Annotated in this window: 12 protein-coding genes; 6 read left to right on the top strand and 6 right to left on the bottom strand. The window is 65.3% G+C overall.

The features are described from left to right. Window positions 1–16 precede the first annotated feature (16 nt). Window positions 17–817: a helix-turn-helix domain-containing protein gene (locus tag AC0MRV_RS03600; protein ID WP_472763064.1), complete on the top strand. Its 801-nt coding sequence runs from the start codon at window positions 17–19 to the stop codon at window positions 815–817. Between the two features lie 169 nt (window positions 818–986). Here AC0MRV_RS03600 and AC0MRV_RS03595 read toward each other — a convergent pair whose 3' ends face one another. The 4 genes from AC0MRV_RS03595 to AC0MRV_RS03580 are packed head-to-tail and all read right to left on the bottom strand — an operon-like array spanning window position 987 to window position 4,639. After that, window positions 987–1,634, bottom strand: a complete 648-nt coding sequence (locus AC0MRV_RS03595; RefSeq protein ID WP_472763063.1) for a hypothetical protein — start codon at window positions 1,632–1,634, stop codon at window positions 987–989. 22 nt (window positions 1,635–1,656) lie between these two features. Further along, window positions 1,657–2,679: a flotillin-like protein FloA gene (gene floA, locus AC0MRV_RS03590; RefSeq protein ID WP_472763062.1), complete on the bottom strand. Its 1,023-nt coding sequence runs from the start codon at window positions 2,677–2,679 to the stop codon at window positions 1,657–1,659. Beyond that, the gene (locus tag AC0MRV_RS03585; protein ID WP_472763061.1) at window positions 2,676–3,155 is read right to left on the bottom strand and encodes an NfeD family protein; all 480 of its coding nucleotides are present in this window, start codon (window positions 3,153–3,155) and stop codon (window positions 2,676–2,678) included. Before AC0MRV_RS03585 ends, floA begins: the two co-directional genes overlap by 4 nt. Further along, the gene (locus tag AC0MRV_RS03580) at window positions 3,152–4,639 is read right to left on the bottom strand and encodes an NfeD family protein (protein WP_472763060.1); all 1,488 of its coding nucleotides are present in this window, start codon (window positions 4,637–4,639) and stop codon (window positions 3,152–3,154) included. Before AC0MRV_RS03580 ends, AC0MRV_RS03585 begins: the two co-directional genes overlap by 4 nt. Before the next feature lie 150 nt (window positions 4,640–4,789). Here AC0MRV_RS03580 and AC0MRV_RS03575 point away from each other — a divergent pair, with 150 nt between their 5' ends. The 5 genes from AC0MRV_RS03575 to AC0MRV_RS03555 all read left to right on the top strand — a co-directional run bounded on the left by AC0MRV_RS03575 (window position 4,790) and on the right by AC0MRV_RS03555 (window position 7,312). Next, window positions 4,790–5,722 (top strand): aldose epimerase family protein, encoded by a 933-nt coding sequence (locus AC0MRV_RS03575; RefSeq protein ID WP_472763059.1) that lies wholly within the window; start codon window positions 4,790–4,792, stop codon window positions 5,720–5,722. A gap of 109 nt (window positions 5,723–5,831) precedes the next feature. Continuing rightward, the gene (locus tag AC0MRV_RS03570) at window positions 5,832–6,248 is read left to right on the top strand and encodes a Sec-independent protein translocase subunit TatA/TatB (RefSeq protein WP_472763058.1); all 417 of its coding nucleotides are present in this window, start codon (window positions 5,832–5,834) and stop codon (window positions 6,246–6,248) included. 3 nt (window positions 6,249–6,251) lie between these two features. Then, entirely contained in the window at window positions 6,252–6,548 is a 297-nt protein-coding gene (locus tag AC0MRV_RS03565) for a Smr/MutS family protein (protein WP_472763057.1), read from the top strand. Window positions 6,549–6,692: 144 nt separating this feature from the next. Beyond that, complete coding sequence (locus AC0MRV_RS03560) at window positions 6,693–6,893, top strand: hypothetical protein (protein ID WP_472763056.1); 201 nt, start codon at window positions 6,693–6,695, stop codon at window positions 6,891–6,893. 224 nt (window positions 6,894–7,117) lie between these two features. Continuing rightward, a complete protein-coding gene (locus AC0MRV_RS03555) occupies window positions 7,118–7,312 on the top strand; it encodes a hypothetical protein (protein ID WP_472763055.1) in 195 nt (64 codons plus the stop codon). 68 nt (window positions 7,313–7,380) lie between these two features. On the opposite strand, the gene AC0MRV_RS03550 is transcribed toward AC0MRV_RS03555, so the two are convergent. Then, window positions 7,381–9,096: a ShlB/FhaC/HecB family hemolysin secretion/activation protein gene (locus AC0MRV_RS03550; RefSeq protein ID WP_472763054.1), complete on the bottom strand. Its 1,716-nt coding sequence runs from the start codon at window positions 9,094–9,096 to the stop codon at window positions 7,381–7,383. Between the two features lie 58 nt (window positions 9,097–9,154). Next, window positions 9,155–16,522 (bottom strand): MBG domain-containing protein, encoded by a 7,368-nt coding sequence (locus tag AC0MRV_RS03545; protein WP_472763053.1) that lies wholly within the window; start codon window positions 16,520–16,522, stop codon window positions 9,155–9,157. Between the last annotated feature and the right edge of the window lie 137 nt (window positions 16,523–16,659).

Here is a 16,659-nt window from a genome sequence, read left to right as displayed (position 1 = left end):
CCCCTTCATTACCCCCATGCAGAATATCGGCGAACGTCTGGAAGAAGCACGCAAACGTAAGGGCATCTCCATTCGGGAGGCCGCCGAAGCCACCAAAGTTCGCGGCGACTACCTGCACAAGTTCGAGAGCAACCAGTTCGACATCAACCTGCCCGATATCTACGTGCGCGGATTCCTGCGCAACTACGCGGGTTATCTCGGCCTTCCCTCCGAGAAAATCGTCAACGACTACAACGCCCTCGGCCACGGAACCGCCGCCAAGCCCAAGAGCCTCAACCGCGAGATCTACGGGCGCATGGACCTCACCGTCTCATCGTCCAAGGACAGCGGGCGCGAAGACGACGATCTCGACCCTGCCGCCAGCTCCGATGCCGACGACCCCGAGAACCCCGCCACCTTCAAGCCGAAGCCCAGTGCCGTCCCCTACGTGGACAAGGCACTTATCATCAAAGCCACCGTCCTCCTTTCCGCTATCGTGGCGCTCGTGCTGCTCGTCGTCTTCGGCATTCGCGCGATTCAAGGCGGCGGCGACACCACCACCCCGCCGTCCGATACCACCCAAGCGACCGCCTCCGAGCCAACCATCATCGTGCATGCGCTCGACAGCGTCCGCGTGAAGATCGTCGAAGAGGAATCCGGCGTGGAGATTTTCCAAGGCGCCATCACCCGCGGCGACTCCCGCACCTTCCCGAAGAACGGCCGCCTGCTCTTCACCGCCGACCCGATGGAAAACGTCGAAGTCGAGATCGACGGAGCCCGCAGCAATATCTCCCGCGAGACCGGCCTCCGCGGCCGCCAACGCGTCCGCATCGAATAAGCGCTGCGCTGCCGCTTCGCATCTGAAGGTAGTCTGCCCGCTTGCGGGCGCTGCGTTGCCCCTCCGACGCGGCACGGCGCAAGCGCCGGCCCTACAAGGTCAAGGATCGTTGCTGCATGACTACCGCTTGCTGCATGCCACCCGGCCACCAGCCACTAGCCACCAGCACTCACCGCAACCCGACCGGTCGATCCAAGACTTCCTTCAGCAGGATGGCCCGGCGGGCACTGCGCGGATCGCGCAAGGTCTGGAGAAAACTCTGGTCGCTCAACACATCGCCGCGGTGTGCAGACTGGCCTCGCCGGGAGCGGCGCCGCTTGCCCGACGCCCCGCCGATCTGACCACGCACCCGTGAGGCCATGGCTTCGGCCTCCCGCTGCTTCGCCTCCAGTTCGCGCATCTCACGCGCCATGCGGTCGGCCCGACTTTCTTGCGGCACCGGCGGTGGGACCACCGGCTTGGGCGCCGGCTCCGGCTCAGGTTCCGGAATGCCCATCAACTCACGCAGCACCGGCGGAAGGTCCTGCATCGTCGGCTCCGCCCGCCGCGGCTGCGACGTTGGGGTCGATGTCGGCGCAGGCGAACCCTGCCGACGTTGATCACGCAGCCGCCGCATCCGTTCGCGCACCTGACGGGCGGCATCGGATTCACCGCCCTCCTGCTGCCGCTCCCAATCGATGCGCTGCCGTCCCGGCCGCTCGTGCGGCGAGGGCTTGTCCTCATCGTCGGCGTTCTGCTGCCGTTGCTGGGTCAACCACCAGGCAATCGACGAACCGATGATGATGATCAGTTGAATGTGATCGAAGATCCAATCCATCAGAGGAAGGTCGGGTCAGCAATTAGCGGTCGGACTGGTTCGGATCTTCGTCGTCTTCGGGTTCACCAATCGACTTCCGCATGCCGGTATCGGCCTGGATGTTCTCCATCTTGTAATAGTCCATTACGCCAAGGTTCCCCTTGCGGAAGGCTTCGGCCATCGCGAGCGGCACCTGGGCCTGCGCCTCGACGACCTTGGCGCGCATCTCCTCGACCTTGGCCTTCATTTCCTGCTCCACCGCCACGGCGGCGGCACGACGGATTTCGGCCTGGGCCTGCGCGATCTTTTTGTTCGCCTCGGCCTGGGCTTCCTGAAGCTTGGCGCCGACATTGTCGCCTACGTCTACGTCAGCGATGTCGATGGAAAGGATTTCGAAGGCGGTGCCCACATCGAGACCGCGCTTGAGCACGACCTTCGAAATGGCATCCGGCGACTCCAGCACGAACTTGTAGGTGTCGGCCGAACCGATCGTGGTCACGATACCCTCACCCACGCGGGCAATGATCGTCTCTTCCTTCGCGCCACCGACGAAGCGATCCAGATTCGTGCGCACCGTGACCCGAGCGCGCACCTTCACCTGAATACCGTCCTTCGCCACACCATCGATCGTGGTGCGACCGCCTTCGGGATTCGGGCAGTCGATCACCTTCGGGTCGACCGAGGTGCGCACGGCTTCGACCACGCTCTTGCCGGAACCCTTGGTCGCGAGATCGATCGCACAGGCACGGTCCCAGTTGAGCTCGATGCCGGCCTTCATGGCGGCGATGAGCGCCTGCACCGTCGGGATGACGTTACCGCCCGCCTGGTAATGCGAGGCGATCTGGTCGGCCGAGAGTTCGATGCCGGCGCGCACCGCGGTAATGCGGGCGTCGACGATCAGGCCGTAAGGGATGCGAGCGAACTTCAGCGCCACCAGTTTGAAGATCGAAACCGGGGCGCCGTTGAAGAGCGCCTTAACCCAGGCGCCGATGAGGCTGAAAGTGATTGCGATGATGATCAGCGCCGGAACGGCAATGATCGCCAGGATGATGAATTCCTTGTTCATAAAGCTTCAGTGGTAGGGGTTACGATGAGTCGAAAATTATCCACGCCGACAACGCGCACGCCGGCGCCTTCTTCGAGTTGCCCACGTTGGCAATGGGCCTCGTAGCGCTTGCCGTCCACGACCACGTAGCCGGAGGGACTCAGCATGGTGACGGCCTTACCCTCGCGCCCAACAACCTGTTCCGTCTCCGCCAGCTTCGGCTGGGACCGCCCCTCCACCGTGGTCGCCATTGAGAGCTTCTTGATGAAGCCGGTCTTCGGCAGGTAGACAAATTCCCAATACAGCACGATCACACCGATCACCGCCGCGATGCTGGTCGCAATGAGCCCGCCTTCGGTGCCGAACTCGGAAAACGACAACCCTGATCCCGCGATCAAAAACAATCCGCCGATGATACCGAGGATACCGCCCGGAGCGACGACCTCGATCACCAGCAAGAGAATGCCAATGGCAAAGCAGAGCGCGACCGCCGTCATGACTGCGCCTCCTCTTTCTCCACCACGAGACCGAAGCTGTTACGAGAAATCACCACCACCGCTTCCCCCTCATCAAGGTTTCCCACCGCGACCTTCGCTTCATAAAGCTGCCCATCCACCTCCACCTTGCCACTCGGGAACAGATCGGTCGCCGCGATCCCACGCGCACCAATGAGCGGGTCGGCCGCCTCCATCGCCCCCGCGCCACCGAAAGGCATCAACGTGCCCTGCGCCGAAATCGTGGACGCACCGCCCACCGCCAATTTAGTGAAGATCCAACCGTGCGGCAGGTAGCGCCAAATCAACACCGCTCCCACCACCGTGACGACAAGCGAGATCAGCAAATTCGTCAGCGGCTCCACAAACACGTCGCCCGAGAACGAGATCGGCTCATCCGGCCAGATATCGGCCATCGACCACACCAGCGAACCTAGCATCGCAATCACGCCCGCCAGGGCAAAAAACACCGTGCCCGGCAGGAACAACAGTTCGACCAAGACCAACACCGCACCCAACACAAAGAAGAGCGCCGGTTCGTGCCCCGAAAGGCCCGCCACGTAGTGGCCGAAAAACACGATCGCCAGCAGCGTCCCGCCCGCGATGCCGAACACCCCGAAACCCGGCGTTTTGAATTCGATGAAAACGCCCAACAACCCGAGCCCCATCAACAGCGGCGAGATGGCGTTGAGCCAGGCCGCGAGTTCCTCCGACCACGTGGTCTCCAACGAATAAACCGAATAGGTGCGTTCACCGAAGCGCTGCTCCAACAACGCCTCGATCGACTCCGCCGTGCCGGCCGACAACAAAGGCTGCGCCGGCTCGCCGTAGGTTTCGGCCGATTCCGAGGCCGTGAGCGACAGCAGCTCACCCTTCCCCTTCAACACCTCTTCGCCGATCTTCAGTTCGTAGTCCGCATCGATCATCGCGGAGATCACTTCCCCGCGATAGGGGTGCCCTTCCGAAATCGCCCGAATGCGCGCCCGCAGGTAGCTCACGATCTTCTGCTTCATCGTTTCATCGATGTCGGCCCCACCGGAACTCACCGGTGCCGCCGCGCCGATCACCCCATCCGGGGCAAAATAAATATCATCGGTCATCGCCGAGATGAAGGCCCCCGCCGAGATCGCCTCGTTGTTCACATAGGTCGCCGTGTCACCCTTGAAGCGATCCAAGGCCTCCATGATCTCGAAGGTCGTGCCCAGGCTTCCACCCGGCGTCTTCATGTCGAGCACCACGAGGTCGGCGTCCATCTCGATCGCCTCCTTCAAGCCGCGGCGGATCACGTAGAGAATCGGATTCGCGATCTGGTCGCGCACCGGAATCACCACCACCTTGGCCGGCAGGCCGTTCTCCGCCACCTCCGCCGCCTGCTCCGTCATCGCCGCCGGACTCGGCACCGCTTCCTGACCGCGAAGCCAAATCACGGCGCCCGCAAAAATCGCGCAAAGCCAAATCAGGAGGCGGGTGAACTTGGGGGCGGGCATGGCTAACTCGCCAAAACTGGGCGACCTGCGCAACAACCGCAAGCGTCCGGACCCACTTCCGCCTTACAAAGCCGGACCAAAATTCGAGCCCCTCCGTGACACGGGCGCCTTTTTGCGCTTCGCTTCCCCCCTCCCGTCCTCCGACCACCCATGCAGTCTGTTCCCTATCTTGGTCACACCATTCGCCGCTGGCAGCTCGGCGATTCCGTTTTCCTTGCCTGGCCCGAACGCGGCGCCCGGCTCATGCACTGGCACCATGAGCGCGCCGACGGCTCCCTGCGCGATATCCTGCACTGGCCCGAGCTCACCGAGGCCGATCTCGCCGCCACCCCCGTGCACAAGCTCCGGGGCGGCAACCCGATCCTCTTTCCCTTCAACGCGCGCGTGTTCGACGAGGGGGAAATCCACTTTTGGAAAGACCCGCAGGGCGTGCGTCGCGCGATGCCCATGCACGGCATCGCCCGCCAGGGCACCTTCCAACTCGAGAGCATCAACGAACGCGGTTTCACCGCCGTGCTCCAGCCCACCGAAGCCGACGCCCACATCTACCCGTTCGATTACACCTTCAGCGTCACCTACCGCTTCCACCGCCGCCGTTTCACCGTCGAGTTTGCCCTCGAGAACCTCGGCGAGGAACGCATCCCGTGGAGCGCCGGCCACCACTTCTATTTCACCGCGCCTTGGACCGACCACCAGACGCGCGACGACTACATGATCGAACTCCCCGCCGGCGACACCGCCCGCCAGTCCGCCATCGGTGGACTCGTGCCCGGGCCGGATCTCCCCCGCCGCTGCCCCCTTTCCGCCCCCGACCTCGTCGACACGATTCACCTCGAGCTCGCCGCCAACACCATGCGCTTCGGCCCGGCCGACGGCTCCGAGTTCATCGCCATCACCCACGGCACCCAGAACCCGCCGCCACCCGACGCCACCTTCGTCACTTGGACCGCCGCCCCCGACGCCCCCTACTACTGCGTCGAGCCTTGGATGGGCCCGCCCAACGCCCCCGGCCACGGTCGCGGCCTGCACTGGGTCGCCCCCGGCACCACCGGTCGCTTCGCCGTCGAAGTGGCCATCGGCTGACCTCCCCCGCCTGATTTCTTTCTTTTACAGACGGAAACAAAGGGAGCAAAGAAGACGTCCCTCCGAGACTTCGTTCCCTTCGTTCCCTCTTGTAACAACACTCGTTAGCGTGGCTCCCTCACCTGAACTTCTCGCCATCCTCGACGGTATCGGCGGCATGGAGATGATCGTCATCTTCGCGCTGTCCCTCATGCTCTTCGGCGGCAAGAAACTGCCCGAGGTCGCCCGCGGACTCGGCAAGGCTGTGCGTGAATTCAAACGTGCAGCCTCCGGCGTGGAAAACGAGATTCGCCGCGCCATCGACATGGAGTCGCCGCCGCCGACCTCCTCGCGGCCCAAAGCCCCCGTCGCCCCGCCTCGCAAACACCCGCCCATCACCGACCCTTCGCAAACGCCCGAGCCTCAGCCCGCCTCGCACACCGTGCCCCACGACACCAGCGAAGCCGACGAACCCGACCTCGCCGCCGACGCTGAAGCCAAGACTGAACCGGAATCGGCGCCAAAAAAGCCAGGCGCCGAGTCCTGAGCAATGTCCGCCCCCACCGGTAGCGAAGACGAACCCGTCGAGCTCCCCATCACCGGTGAACTCGATTTGCACACCTTTCGCCCCGCCGACCTCGGGGCCTTGATCCCCGCCTATTTGGAAGCGGCCCAAGCCAAGGGCCTGCGTGAGGTGCGCATCATTCACGGCAAAGGCACCGGCACCCTGCGCACCACCGTGCACACCCTGCTCGACCGCCGCCCCGACCTCGTTGCCAGCTACCGCCTCGGCAACGAAACCTCCGGCAGCTGGGGCGCGACCCTGGTGACGCTCCATTCGCACTGAAAGCCCCCCCCGAGGTGGCCGCCCACGTGAGCGCGTGGCGCGGCGCCGGCGTGGAAAAATCTATTTCGATTTCTGCAACCTTCCGCGGAGCTCCCGGGTGATAGAGGCGTGAACATCAACCAGACCTCCAAACTCTCCTCCCTCATGAAAGCCACCGCCTTCCTCCTCATCACCGCCCTCGCGGCTCCCGCCGCCCTCGCGTTTGGCGCCAGCGCCGCGCTGGTTTCCACCGCCGCCACCGGCATCGCGCTGTCCTCCATCGCCCTCGGCGACTACGGCAAGACGACCTGCTCCTACGATCGCGTTGCCACCAAGCGCGCCGAACGCCATCCCCTCGCCGCGTAAGGTATGTATCAGAAAATTCCCTACGCCACTTGAGCAACCCGCGTCCGACCCGACGCGGGTTTTTTATGCCCCTCCCGCCTCGATTATCCGCGCCGTCTGGCCGTTCATCCCTGTCCAGAAACCGTCGCGCCAAATTTTCCGGCGAATTCTGCAACTCCCCCCCAACTTCCGGGGTAATCCAACACGTGAACCACTTGAAACCCACCACCTCTACCACATCGAAAATGAAAACCACCGCCTACCTCCTCATTGCTGCCATGGTGGCACCCGCCGCCCTCGCACTCGGCGTCAGTGCCGCTGTGACCGCCACCGCCGCCACCGGCATTGCCTTGTCCTCCATCGCCCTCGGCGACTACGGCAAGACCACCTGCGGCTACGCCAAAACGCGCCGCGCCGAACGCCACCCGCTCGCCGCGTAAGCCATGTGTCCGGCCAACCCCCTCCCCTAAGCAGCCGCGTCCCAACCGACGCGGCTCTTTTTTGCCCGCTAAAAACTCACGTTGGCCGCGAGGTGGAGGCGGGTGTTGTCGCCCGTGTCGCTGCTGCCACTGTCCCGCAACTGCCAGCCGTAGGCCGCCCGCAGATTGGCGTGCCCGGTGAACTGGTAGGTCAGCCCCACTCCGACGCTGTGCAGGTTGAAGGCACGCTCACCCGGCAGGCGATCGACGTTCCACACCCGGGCGTAGTCGTGAAACAGATACGGGGTCAGCGCATCGCGCAGGTCGGCTTTCAGCAGCACGCGCGCCGGATGCAACGTGGGCAGGCGCAGTTCCTGGCTGAAGAACAGGCCGTTGTCCCCCACCACTTCGCCTTGCTCGTAACCGCGCACCGATCCACTGCCGCCGGCGGAGTATTGTTCGCTGCCGAGGAGGTTGTTGGTCGCGACCTGAAACTCCCCTCGCATCGTCCAGCTCGCCCCGGGGAGGAACGCCGCGAGCGAGGTCTCCCGAAACACATCGACGCTGGCGTAGGCGTAGCGCGCCGTGGCTCCGGCCCGGGAACCGTCAAAGGCCGCGTCGCGGTTGCGGTCCGTCAGGCCGCCCGGCGAAGCGGTGAGTTTGAGCCCCCAGGAGGTCGCCCCCCAGTCATCGCTGAGCGTGCCCCGATACTCGGCGCGCACCTGGGAGACGTGGGTGAGGTTATCGGAGATCGGGATGACAAAGGGCGGCAGCGCGAACTCGAGGTTGTTGTCGCTCACTTTGAAATCGGCGCCGAACTGCAGGCCGTGGGTGTAGCGGGAACCGAGATCCGGTAGCGGTTGGTCCAGCGTGATCCCCGCCTGCCAACTCAAACCTTCCTGTGAAAAGCCGCCGTTGGGCACGCTCTCGATTTCCGAGTAGGACCCGAATACCGTGAGACTGCGATTGCCCGGCAGATCGGCGGTGAGGTTGCCGGAAAGCGATCGCGAGTGCTCAGCCTCCAGATCACTGCTCCATTGCAGGGTGCCGACGTAACCGAGCCCCAGCACGTTGCCCCAGGTCACCCCGGCGGAGAGCCGATCCTCCGTCGTGGTCTGCGTGCCGGTGTTGTTGTAACCGCCAAAGACCCGCCAAGGGAAGCGGTCCTGCACCTGAATGATCACGTCGGTCGTGCCGGGCTCCGCGCCCGCTTCCACGCGGGTGGCGACGTTGCGGAAGCTGTTGCGATTCAGCCGATCCACGCCCGCGCGCAGCGCCGCCGCATCGACCCCCGCGCCGGGAGGAAGATCCAGGCGACTCAGGTAACTCGCCTCCGGAAAGTGGCGGTTGCCCTCCACCCGCACCTGCCCGAGCGAGCTCTCCATCACCACGTAGCTCACCACCCCGTCGGTCACATCCTGCGGCGGCGCGTAGACCACCGAGAACGGATGCCCCTGCAGCGTCAGCATGCCCCTCACGATGACGCGCAGGCGTTCCATCGATTCCCGGGAAGCCGGCTGCCCGAGCACCGCCTCGGCCACGCCGGACAGGTCGGCTTCGCTCAACAGGGTCACGCCATCCAGTTGGATTCCGACGTCGCCGCCGGGGTCGTCGACTCCGACCTGCGCGGGATCCGCCACCAGCCGCACGCCACGCAGCGCGGGCAGGATGACGGTTTCAGACGGACGGGCCGACACCCGCATCTCCGGCGGAATCTCCGTATCCGTGGTCTGGGCACGACCGGCGATCAATCCGCCGGACAGTGCGAGGATGAAAAACAGAGGGCAAAGGCAGGCAGCAGACATCGTGGCGAAACGGGACAGGTGAAAAGGAACAGGGTGGACGGGTGGTGCAGGAATCATCTCAGCCCTCCCCTCCGATCGGACCGACCAGCATGCTGGTCATCGCATCCATCAGGAACTGCTTCTCGATCATCGCCTGCATGTCGCCCGGGGCCGGATCGTAGTCTTCGGCGGAGATGTCCGGGAGCGGCGAAAAATCGATGTCGCCAAACTCACGCGGCTGCCCCACGTCGCTCACCAGGTTCTCGAAGATGATGCGCTGCTCGTCCTCCTGGAAGACCTGAAAGGCGCGCTCCGTGGAACCCATGATGAACGCCGCCAGAACCATTGGCCCGTAAGCGAGACGGCCCGCGCCGGCGGAGGCCGTGCGCACATAGGGGAAGATCGATTTGGCGATATTCACGGCCGCCTGAGTGTTGGCGACTGCCGCAACGCCACCGGCTGCCACGGCGCCCCCAGTCGCTCCGCCAATCGCACCGCTCAGCACATCGTAGTTGGCGAGTTTGGCATCGAGTGCGTCGAGCCGGGCTTCGCCCAGGATATCGAGGTAGGGCACGTTGGTGCCAAACAGGCTCTGAAGACCACCCGCGTAGACGGCGCTGCTTTCGGCCGAAGGGTCCTCCAGGACTTCACGCAAGTCCTCGCGCTGGGTCTGCAGCTGCAGCAACTCTTCCCGGAAGCCGGCGATCTGGTCGTCGATGAAGGCACGGTCGCTGCCCTCGCGCGCAGCGATCCACTGATCGAGGAGCGCCAGGGTGTCGGCGGTCTCCCGCGAATCACCTGCCCGCGCGAGGATGTCGTTGAGCAAGGTCGTCTCGGTCTCGCTGAGCGAGCTGCCTTCGAAATCGAGGAAACCCTGCGCTGCGCTGGCGAGACGCGTTTTGATGGTCTCCACCTCATCGAGCAGACTGTAATAAAGTCCGCCGGCGACGTTGTTGCGCCGGAAGGCCTCGAGGCGCGAGATCAGCAGATTGCCGGTCTTGTCGCGCTCCTCGGCAAATTTCTGCGCGACCGCTTGCGCGAGCAGGTTCTGCGCGCCGGTGCGTTCATTCACCGGCAGGGCCTGCACCTTGGCCAGATAACCCGTCATGGCACCACCGAGGGCGGCCCGCTTCTCGGGGTTGGTGGCGAGATCGGCCATCCACGTGCGGATGCGGGCAGCGTCAAACGGCGGGCTCACGTCTTCGTCGCCGAAGATCGCGTAGTAGAGGCTGCCTTCTTCACGGTCCTCACCGAAGGTGGCGGTGAGGTGATCCAGGATCATGTCGAAGGTCATCTCCGGCTGATCGCCAAAGAGCAGACCGATGTCGTTGGCGTAGTCGGAGATCGAACGCACCTCCACGCTCGCGTCGGACGCCACGGCGTCCTGCGCCTGCCTGATCGTCTCCTCCACCGCCGTGCGGTTGCGCACGGTGATCACCCCGTTGGTGACGGCGGTCACCACGTAGTTGCGATTGGTGCCGAGGTGACCACCGCCCACGCCGATGGAGCGCGTGACCCGGGTCTCGTCGGTGCCGATGCTGGTCACCGGAATGAACACCACCTCGTCGCCGATCGCGATCGTGCCGGGATCGGACGCGCCGATCTCGATCTCGTTCACCGTCACCTCGGTCGTCTCACCGCCGATGACGACCGGGATGAACCCGACCTGCTCGCTGGTGCTGCCATCCCCTTCATCGCGGCCGATACTCCGACCGGTGCCCGGGTCGGACGATCCGGCCACACCGCCCACAAACGCGCGCAGATCGGGCACGACGTAGTTGTTGAGATCCACCGGCACGCCCACCTGGGCCGGCGCGGGATCGTCGCTCACGACGTAGTCGAGGTTGGGGAACTGTTCGGCGGCGGTTTCGCCGTTGGCGAAGTTGGTGCCCGTGACCGTGAAATTGACCTCGCTGAAATCGATGACCGACGAAGGATCGGTGCCGGGCGAGACCGCCAGCTCGGCGTCGCTCACCGTGAGTGTGACCGGCCGCGGGAAGATCGACAGCACGCCGGGCGTGAAGGCTTCCAGCGCGTAGAGGTCGCTGGCGAACGACGACCACAACATGGAGATGAGGTAGTGGCCGGCATCACTGAAGACATCGGTCGGCACCGTGGTGCGCAGGTCCAGCACGCTGGCGGGATCGACGAAGTCGGGCAGGCCCATGCCGCCGAAGGTGGCGGTGAAGTTCGGGTTGGCGTCGCCGTAGTAGCGGGCCACGTTGCCGACGGTGATCGTGAGCGGGCGCTTGAGAATGGCGAGATTGCCGAAACCGAGCGTGCCGATCGTGTAGTTGGGATTAATGATCTCGGCCTCGATCGTGTAGTTGCCCGGCGCCGTCGTGCGGTCCGGCGCGTTGAACCGCACCACGTCGTCGAGCGCGTTGAGATCGGTCGGCAGGTTGGTGTCGCCGACGAGCGAGAACGCCGGGTTGCCTTCGCCGTAGTAGCGCTCGACCGGTGCGATCTCGATGTTGAGCGGACGCGGCGCGACGGTGAGCGCGGCCGAGGTCTCCGCGAGGGTGTAGTTGTTGGAACGCAGCGTGAAGGTCGACGCCGCGGAGATATCGTAGGTGCCGACATCCCGCCCCCGGGCGAGGTCCGTCGTCGTGGCAAAACCGAGGATATCGCTGGCGACATCGCCATTGGCGAAGTTGCCGGTCAGCGTGAAGGCGGAGCCCGCAGGATTGTCATCACCAAAGAAACGCGTCGCCTGAGCGGCCACCGTGAGCGGGCGCGGCAGCACCAGGAGCGTGCCGGTAAAATCGGTGAGCGTGTAGTTGGGATCGAGCAGCGTGCCAGCGAAGGCATACGTGCCGACGTCGCTGCGGATGTCGGAAGGATCATCGATCTGGATGAGCCCCTCGCGGTCGGCGGCGAACTTCAGACCGTCGACCGTGAAGTCGGGCGTGCCGACCAACTGGTCCCCGTAAAGGCGGCTGGTCTGGTCCACCTGCACGGCGATGGGCGCCGGGGTGACCTTGAGCGTGCCGCCGCTGACCGTGATGTCGTAGTTGGGGCTGCTGGCGGTGGCGTCGTAGAGGTAGTTGCCCACATCGCTGGTGCGCGTCGCGTCGGTCACGATCTGCAGACCGATCGTCTCAAAGGTGTCACCCAATTTGAAGCCGGTCGCGATGGAGGCCGACGGCATGGGGTTGGCCTCTCCGTATTCACGGGAAACGTTGCCCAACTCGAGCAGCAACGGCGCGGGGTCGACGATGAGCCGGCCCGGCACGTAGGTGATGGCGTAGTTGGCGTTGGCATCGGAGCTCACCTGAATCCCGTAGCCGCCCTCGATCACGTTGGAGGACGCTGTCGCGACCGTGGAAAGGTTGAGCCCGGTGATGTCCGCCGCCGTGTCAAAGGAGGCGAGGCCGTCGAAGGTGGCGGTCAGCGTCGGATTCGCTTCGCCATATTCGCGCCGCAGCGTGTCGGCCGTGATGGTGAGCGGGCGGGCGAGGATGTTGAGCGTGCCCGTGCCGAAGGTGAGGTCGTAGTTGAGCGCGGAGGCGGAGAGGATCGACACGGCGTGGCTGCCGACATCGGCCGCAATACCGGGAGCGGAAAACGTCAGCCCTTGGATGACAGCGGTGGTGTCGCCGTTGACGAGTCCGGTGGCACTGAGCGTGAAGACCGGGTTGGCGTCGCCGTAGCGGCGCGAAGAGAGTTCCGGCGCGATGAAGAGCGGGGCGCGGTTTACCGTCAGCGTGCCCGGCACGAAGCTCACCTGGTAGTTGGCGCTGAGCGCCGAGCCCGCGCCGTTGATGGCGTAGGTGCCGGCGTTGCTGGTGACGGTCGCGGTGGTGGTCAGGCTCAGCTCGCCGAGGGCGTCGGTGAGCGTATCCGAAAGTTTGAGACCGGAGTTGGTGGCGGTGAAGGTCGGGTTGGCCGCGCCGTAAAGGCGGGCGGCATCGGCCACCGTGATAGTGAGCGTCGCCGGATTGACCGTGAGGGTGCCGGGCACGTAGGTCACCGAGTAGTTGGCATCCGTGATGCCGCCCGCGGTGATGCTGTAAGTGCCGGCCGCCGAGCCGGTGGTCGCCGTGGTGCTGAGGCTCAGGCCGGTGGTGTCGAGCAGGCTGAGGTTGGTGTGGCCGGTCGGGTTGGTGCCGGACAAGGTGTAGGAAAACGTGGGATTGGCGTCGCCGTAGCTGCGGGACCGGTCGCCCACCAGGATGCTCACCGGGCGCGGTGTCACGGTGAAGGTCGCCGGCACAAAGGTGACCGTATAGTTGCCCGCCAGACCCGTGGTGGTCGCCCAGGCCGGAGTGATCGAATAGGTGCCAACGTCGGACAACTGGAGAGCCGGCGTGGTCACGGCCAGCGTGCCGACATCGGCCAACGACTGATCGAGCACGAGCCCGTCGACGCTGGCTGAAAAGGTCGGATTGAGGTCGGCAAAGACCTTGCTGGCGTCCTGGGCGGTGATGGTGAGCGGCGCGGGGTTGACCGTGAGCGTGCCGGGCGTCGTCGTGATGGCGTAGTTGGGGTTGGAGCCTACCGTCGGTGTGATCGCGTAGGTGCCGACGCCGGAGTCGACGACCGCCGTGGTCGTGTAGCCCAGCCCGACGATGTCGCCCGCGGTGTGGAACGAGGCGAGGCCGGTGAGGGTGCCGCTGAAGGTCGGGTTGTCCGCTCCGTAAAGCCGCGACGCATCAGCCGCGACGATGGTCAGGAGGCGTGGATCGACGGTGAGGGTGCCGTTGATGAGGTTAAAACTGACCCCGTCGAGCGTATCCACCGTGGGCACGATCGCGTAGGTGCCGATACCTGAAGTGGGCGTCGCGGTGCTGCTGTAGCTGAGGCCGGTGATCAGTCCGAGATCGAAGCCGGTCGGCGCACTGACGGTGCCGGTGAAGGTCGGGTTGGCGTCGCCGAAGTAGCGCGTGAAATCGTCGGCGCGAATCGTCACCGTCGATGCGCCGATGGTCAGCTGGCCGTTGACGAAGTTGATGTCGTAGTTGGCGTTGCTGGCGCCGGACGCCACGATGGCGTAGGTGCCGTCGGGGGAACTGGCGGTCGCGGTGGTGCTCAGGGAAAGCCCGGTGATGTCGGCCGTCGTGTCCCCGTTGACCAGCCCGGTGAAGGTGGCGGTGAGCGTGGGGTTTTCGGTGCCGAAACTGCGGCTCTTGTCGTCGGCGCGGATGGTAAGCGGCGCGGGGTTGATCGTCAGGGTGCCGGGCGCAAACGCGATCTGGTAGTCGTAGTCGGAGGCGACCACGGTGCCGGCCGCGATGCTGATGGCGGCGCTGCCCACATTGTCGCTGGCGGTGGCGGTGGTGCTGAGCACGGGCGCACCGCTGAACGCCTGCGCGGCGGTATCCCCTCCGACCAGGCCGCTGACCGAAAAGGTCAGCGACGGGTTGGCCGCCCCATAGAGACGGCTGAGGTCGTTGGCGGTGAGCGTCAGCGTCGGCGCCAGACTGTAAAGGATGCGATCGCCGGTCTGGCTGATGGTGCCAGGCGCGTTGGCGGCGAGGGTCTTGTTGTAGACGGGGTTGAAGGCCAAGCCACCCAGCGACGAATCGGTCGGGTTGTTCGCATAAACGAGGGTGCGGCCCTCGTCGGTATGGGCAAAGGCCCCGGAGCCCGCTTGGTTGATGAAGGCCCCACCGGTCGATCCAACGACGATGTCGGTGTCGAACGTCTTGAGCACGGTGCCGCTGGCGAGAGTGAGGTCCCCGGCGGTGGTGATCCGCAGGTCCCGGTTGGCCGAGGTGACCTTGATCTGACCGTTGATTGTCAGGTCGCCGGAACCATCGGCAATGTGGACCGCGCCGGCGATGCCGGCAGGGGTCGCATCGGAGGTGGTGATCGTGCCGATGGCGTTGGCGGCATTGGCGATGGTCACGCCGCCCCCGACCCCTCCCGCGTTCAACGCAAGGTCGAGCGTAGTCGTTTTCAGGATACCGTCGAAGGCCACGCTCCCGGTGACCCGTGACTCGTCGCCCGGCGGGGGCAGGTTGCCCGCCCCGGCCGGCGCCGCATCACTGTTCTGACGAATCGTCACGGTGTCGGCCGTGACCGTGGCGGCGGAGGCGACACTGAGCTCGCCTTTGCTGAGGACAAAATCTCCGCCGACCCCCAGCTCAAAGCTGACGCCGCTGCCCGTGCCGCCGGTGAGGTCGGCGTTCACGTTGATGCTGTCACCCGATTTGAGGGTGAGCGTGCTGCCCGAGGTCCAGGTCACGGGGTCGTTGACCGTGATGTCCCCAAACTGCGTCGCCCCGTTGCCGTAGCCGGTGGAGGTGTCGATGGTGACATTGGCGGTGGCGAGGTTGGCGGCGAGCACTGCGGTGTTGAACACGCCGTTGGCCTGGTCGTCGGTCGCCGTGCTGATGATCGCTTCGTCAGGGTCGAGCCAGAGCATGCCCGTGGAGCCCGCCGCGGCGGTGAGATCGGCCAGACCGTGGTAGTTGAGAATCCGTTTTCCGGATACCTCGGCAAAGGCTCCATCGCCGCCCTGACTTCCCGCGCGACCGTCGATGGTGCCGGCAAAATCGGTCTGTTGGTCGGCCCAAACGATGGCCCGGCCCGCGTCGGCTGCGCTGTCGGCCGCGGCGGAGACATCGATGCTCGCGCCGGCCGTGACCGTGGTGCGGGCGGCGTTGGCAACCGCAGCGTTTTGCCCGCGGAAATCGCCACCGATCAACACCTCGCCACCGCTGCCGTCGGCGTTGCGGGCGGCGATCGTGCCGGCGTGGCGGAGCTCGCCGCCGTCGGCGGTGAGCAGCACCCGACCGTCCCGATGCTCCACGCCGGTGGCGCGGATGACGCCGGTCTGATTGATCGCCAACTCGTAGAGGTTGCCGCCGGCGGCCTGCAACTCGGCCTGGGCCGCGGCGATGACGCCGTCGTTTTCGATCCCGACGGCGGCGGTTGCCGAGGGCAACGTGGCCTTCACCAGCAAGCGCTGATCGCCCTCCGGATTGAGCACAACTTCACGTCCGGCCGCCAGACCGGCCACCCCTTGCGCCGCCTCAATCTCGCCCGCGTTGCGCACAGAGTAGGCGATAAGAAAGACATCGCCGTTTTGCGCGGTGACCTTGCCGAGATTGAGCACGCCCGCCGTCGATTCACCGGCAAAGCGCAGGTCTCCGCCGTCCAGAAAATCCTGATCGGCCACATCGAGCGCGGAGGCGACAAACTCCATGGCGTTGATCGAGGCGTCTTTCCCCACGACCACACCATTGGGGTTGATCAGGTAAACGCGCCCCGAGGCGTTCAACTGCCCGAGCAGCTCCGAGGGATTGGCGCCCAGCACACGGTTGAGCAGGGCGGCCTGCGCGCTGTCCTGCGTGATGTTCACCACCTCGCCCGCCGCGATGGAAAAATCCGCCCAGTTCACGATGGCGGCGGCCCCCGACTGATGAATATCGAGCGCACCGGCACCATTGGCGAAGCTCACGTCCCCGGCCACCACTTGGGCGCCTTCGGGCAGTGCCAAGGCATGCGGCGGTAGCACGGCCACCGGGGCCAATGCACAGATCATCAGCACCTGCCGAAAAAGCGAGAGGGGGCTCCGCCGCAGGCTGCAACGGCACGGAATTCGCGCGACGGATCCTGCTCCACGGACGGTGGCAG

The sequence above is a fragment of the Actomonas spartinae genome (genome assembly GCF_051209155.1).
Lineage (GTDB): Bacteria > Verrucomicrobiota > Verrucomicrobiia > Opitutales > Opitutaceae > Actomonas.
This window is presented reverse-complemented; position numbering and strand designations above follow the sequence as displayed.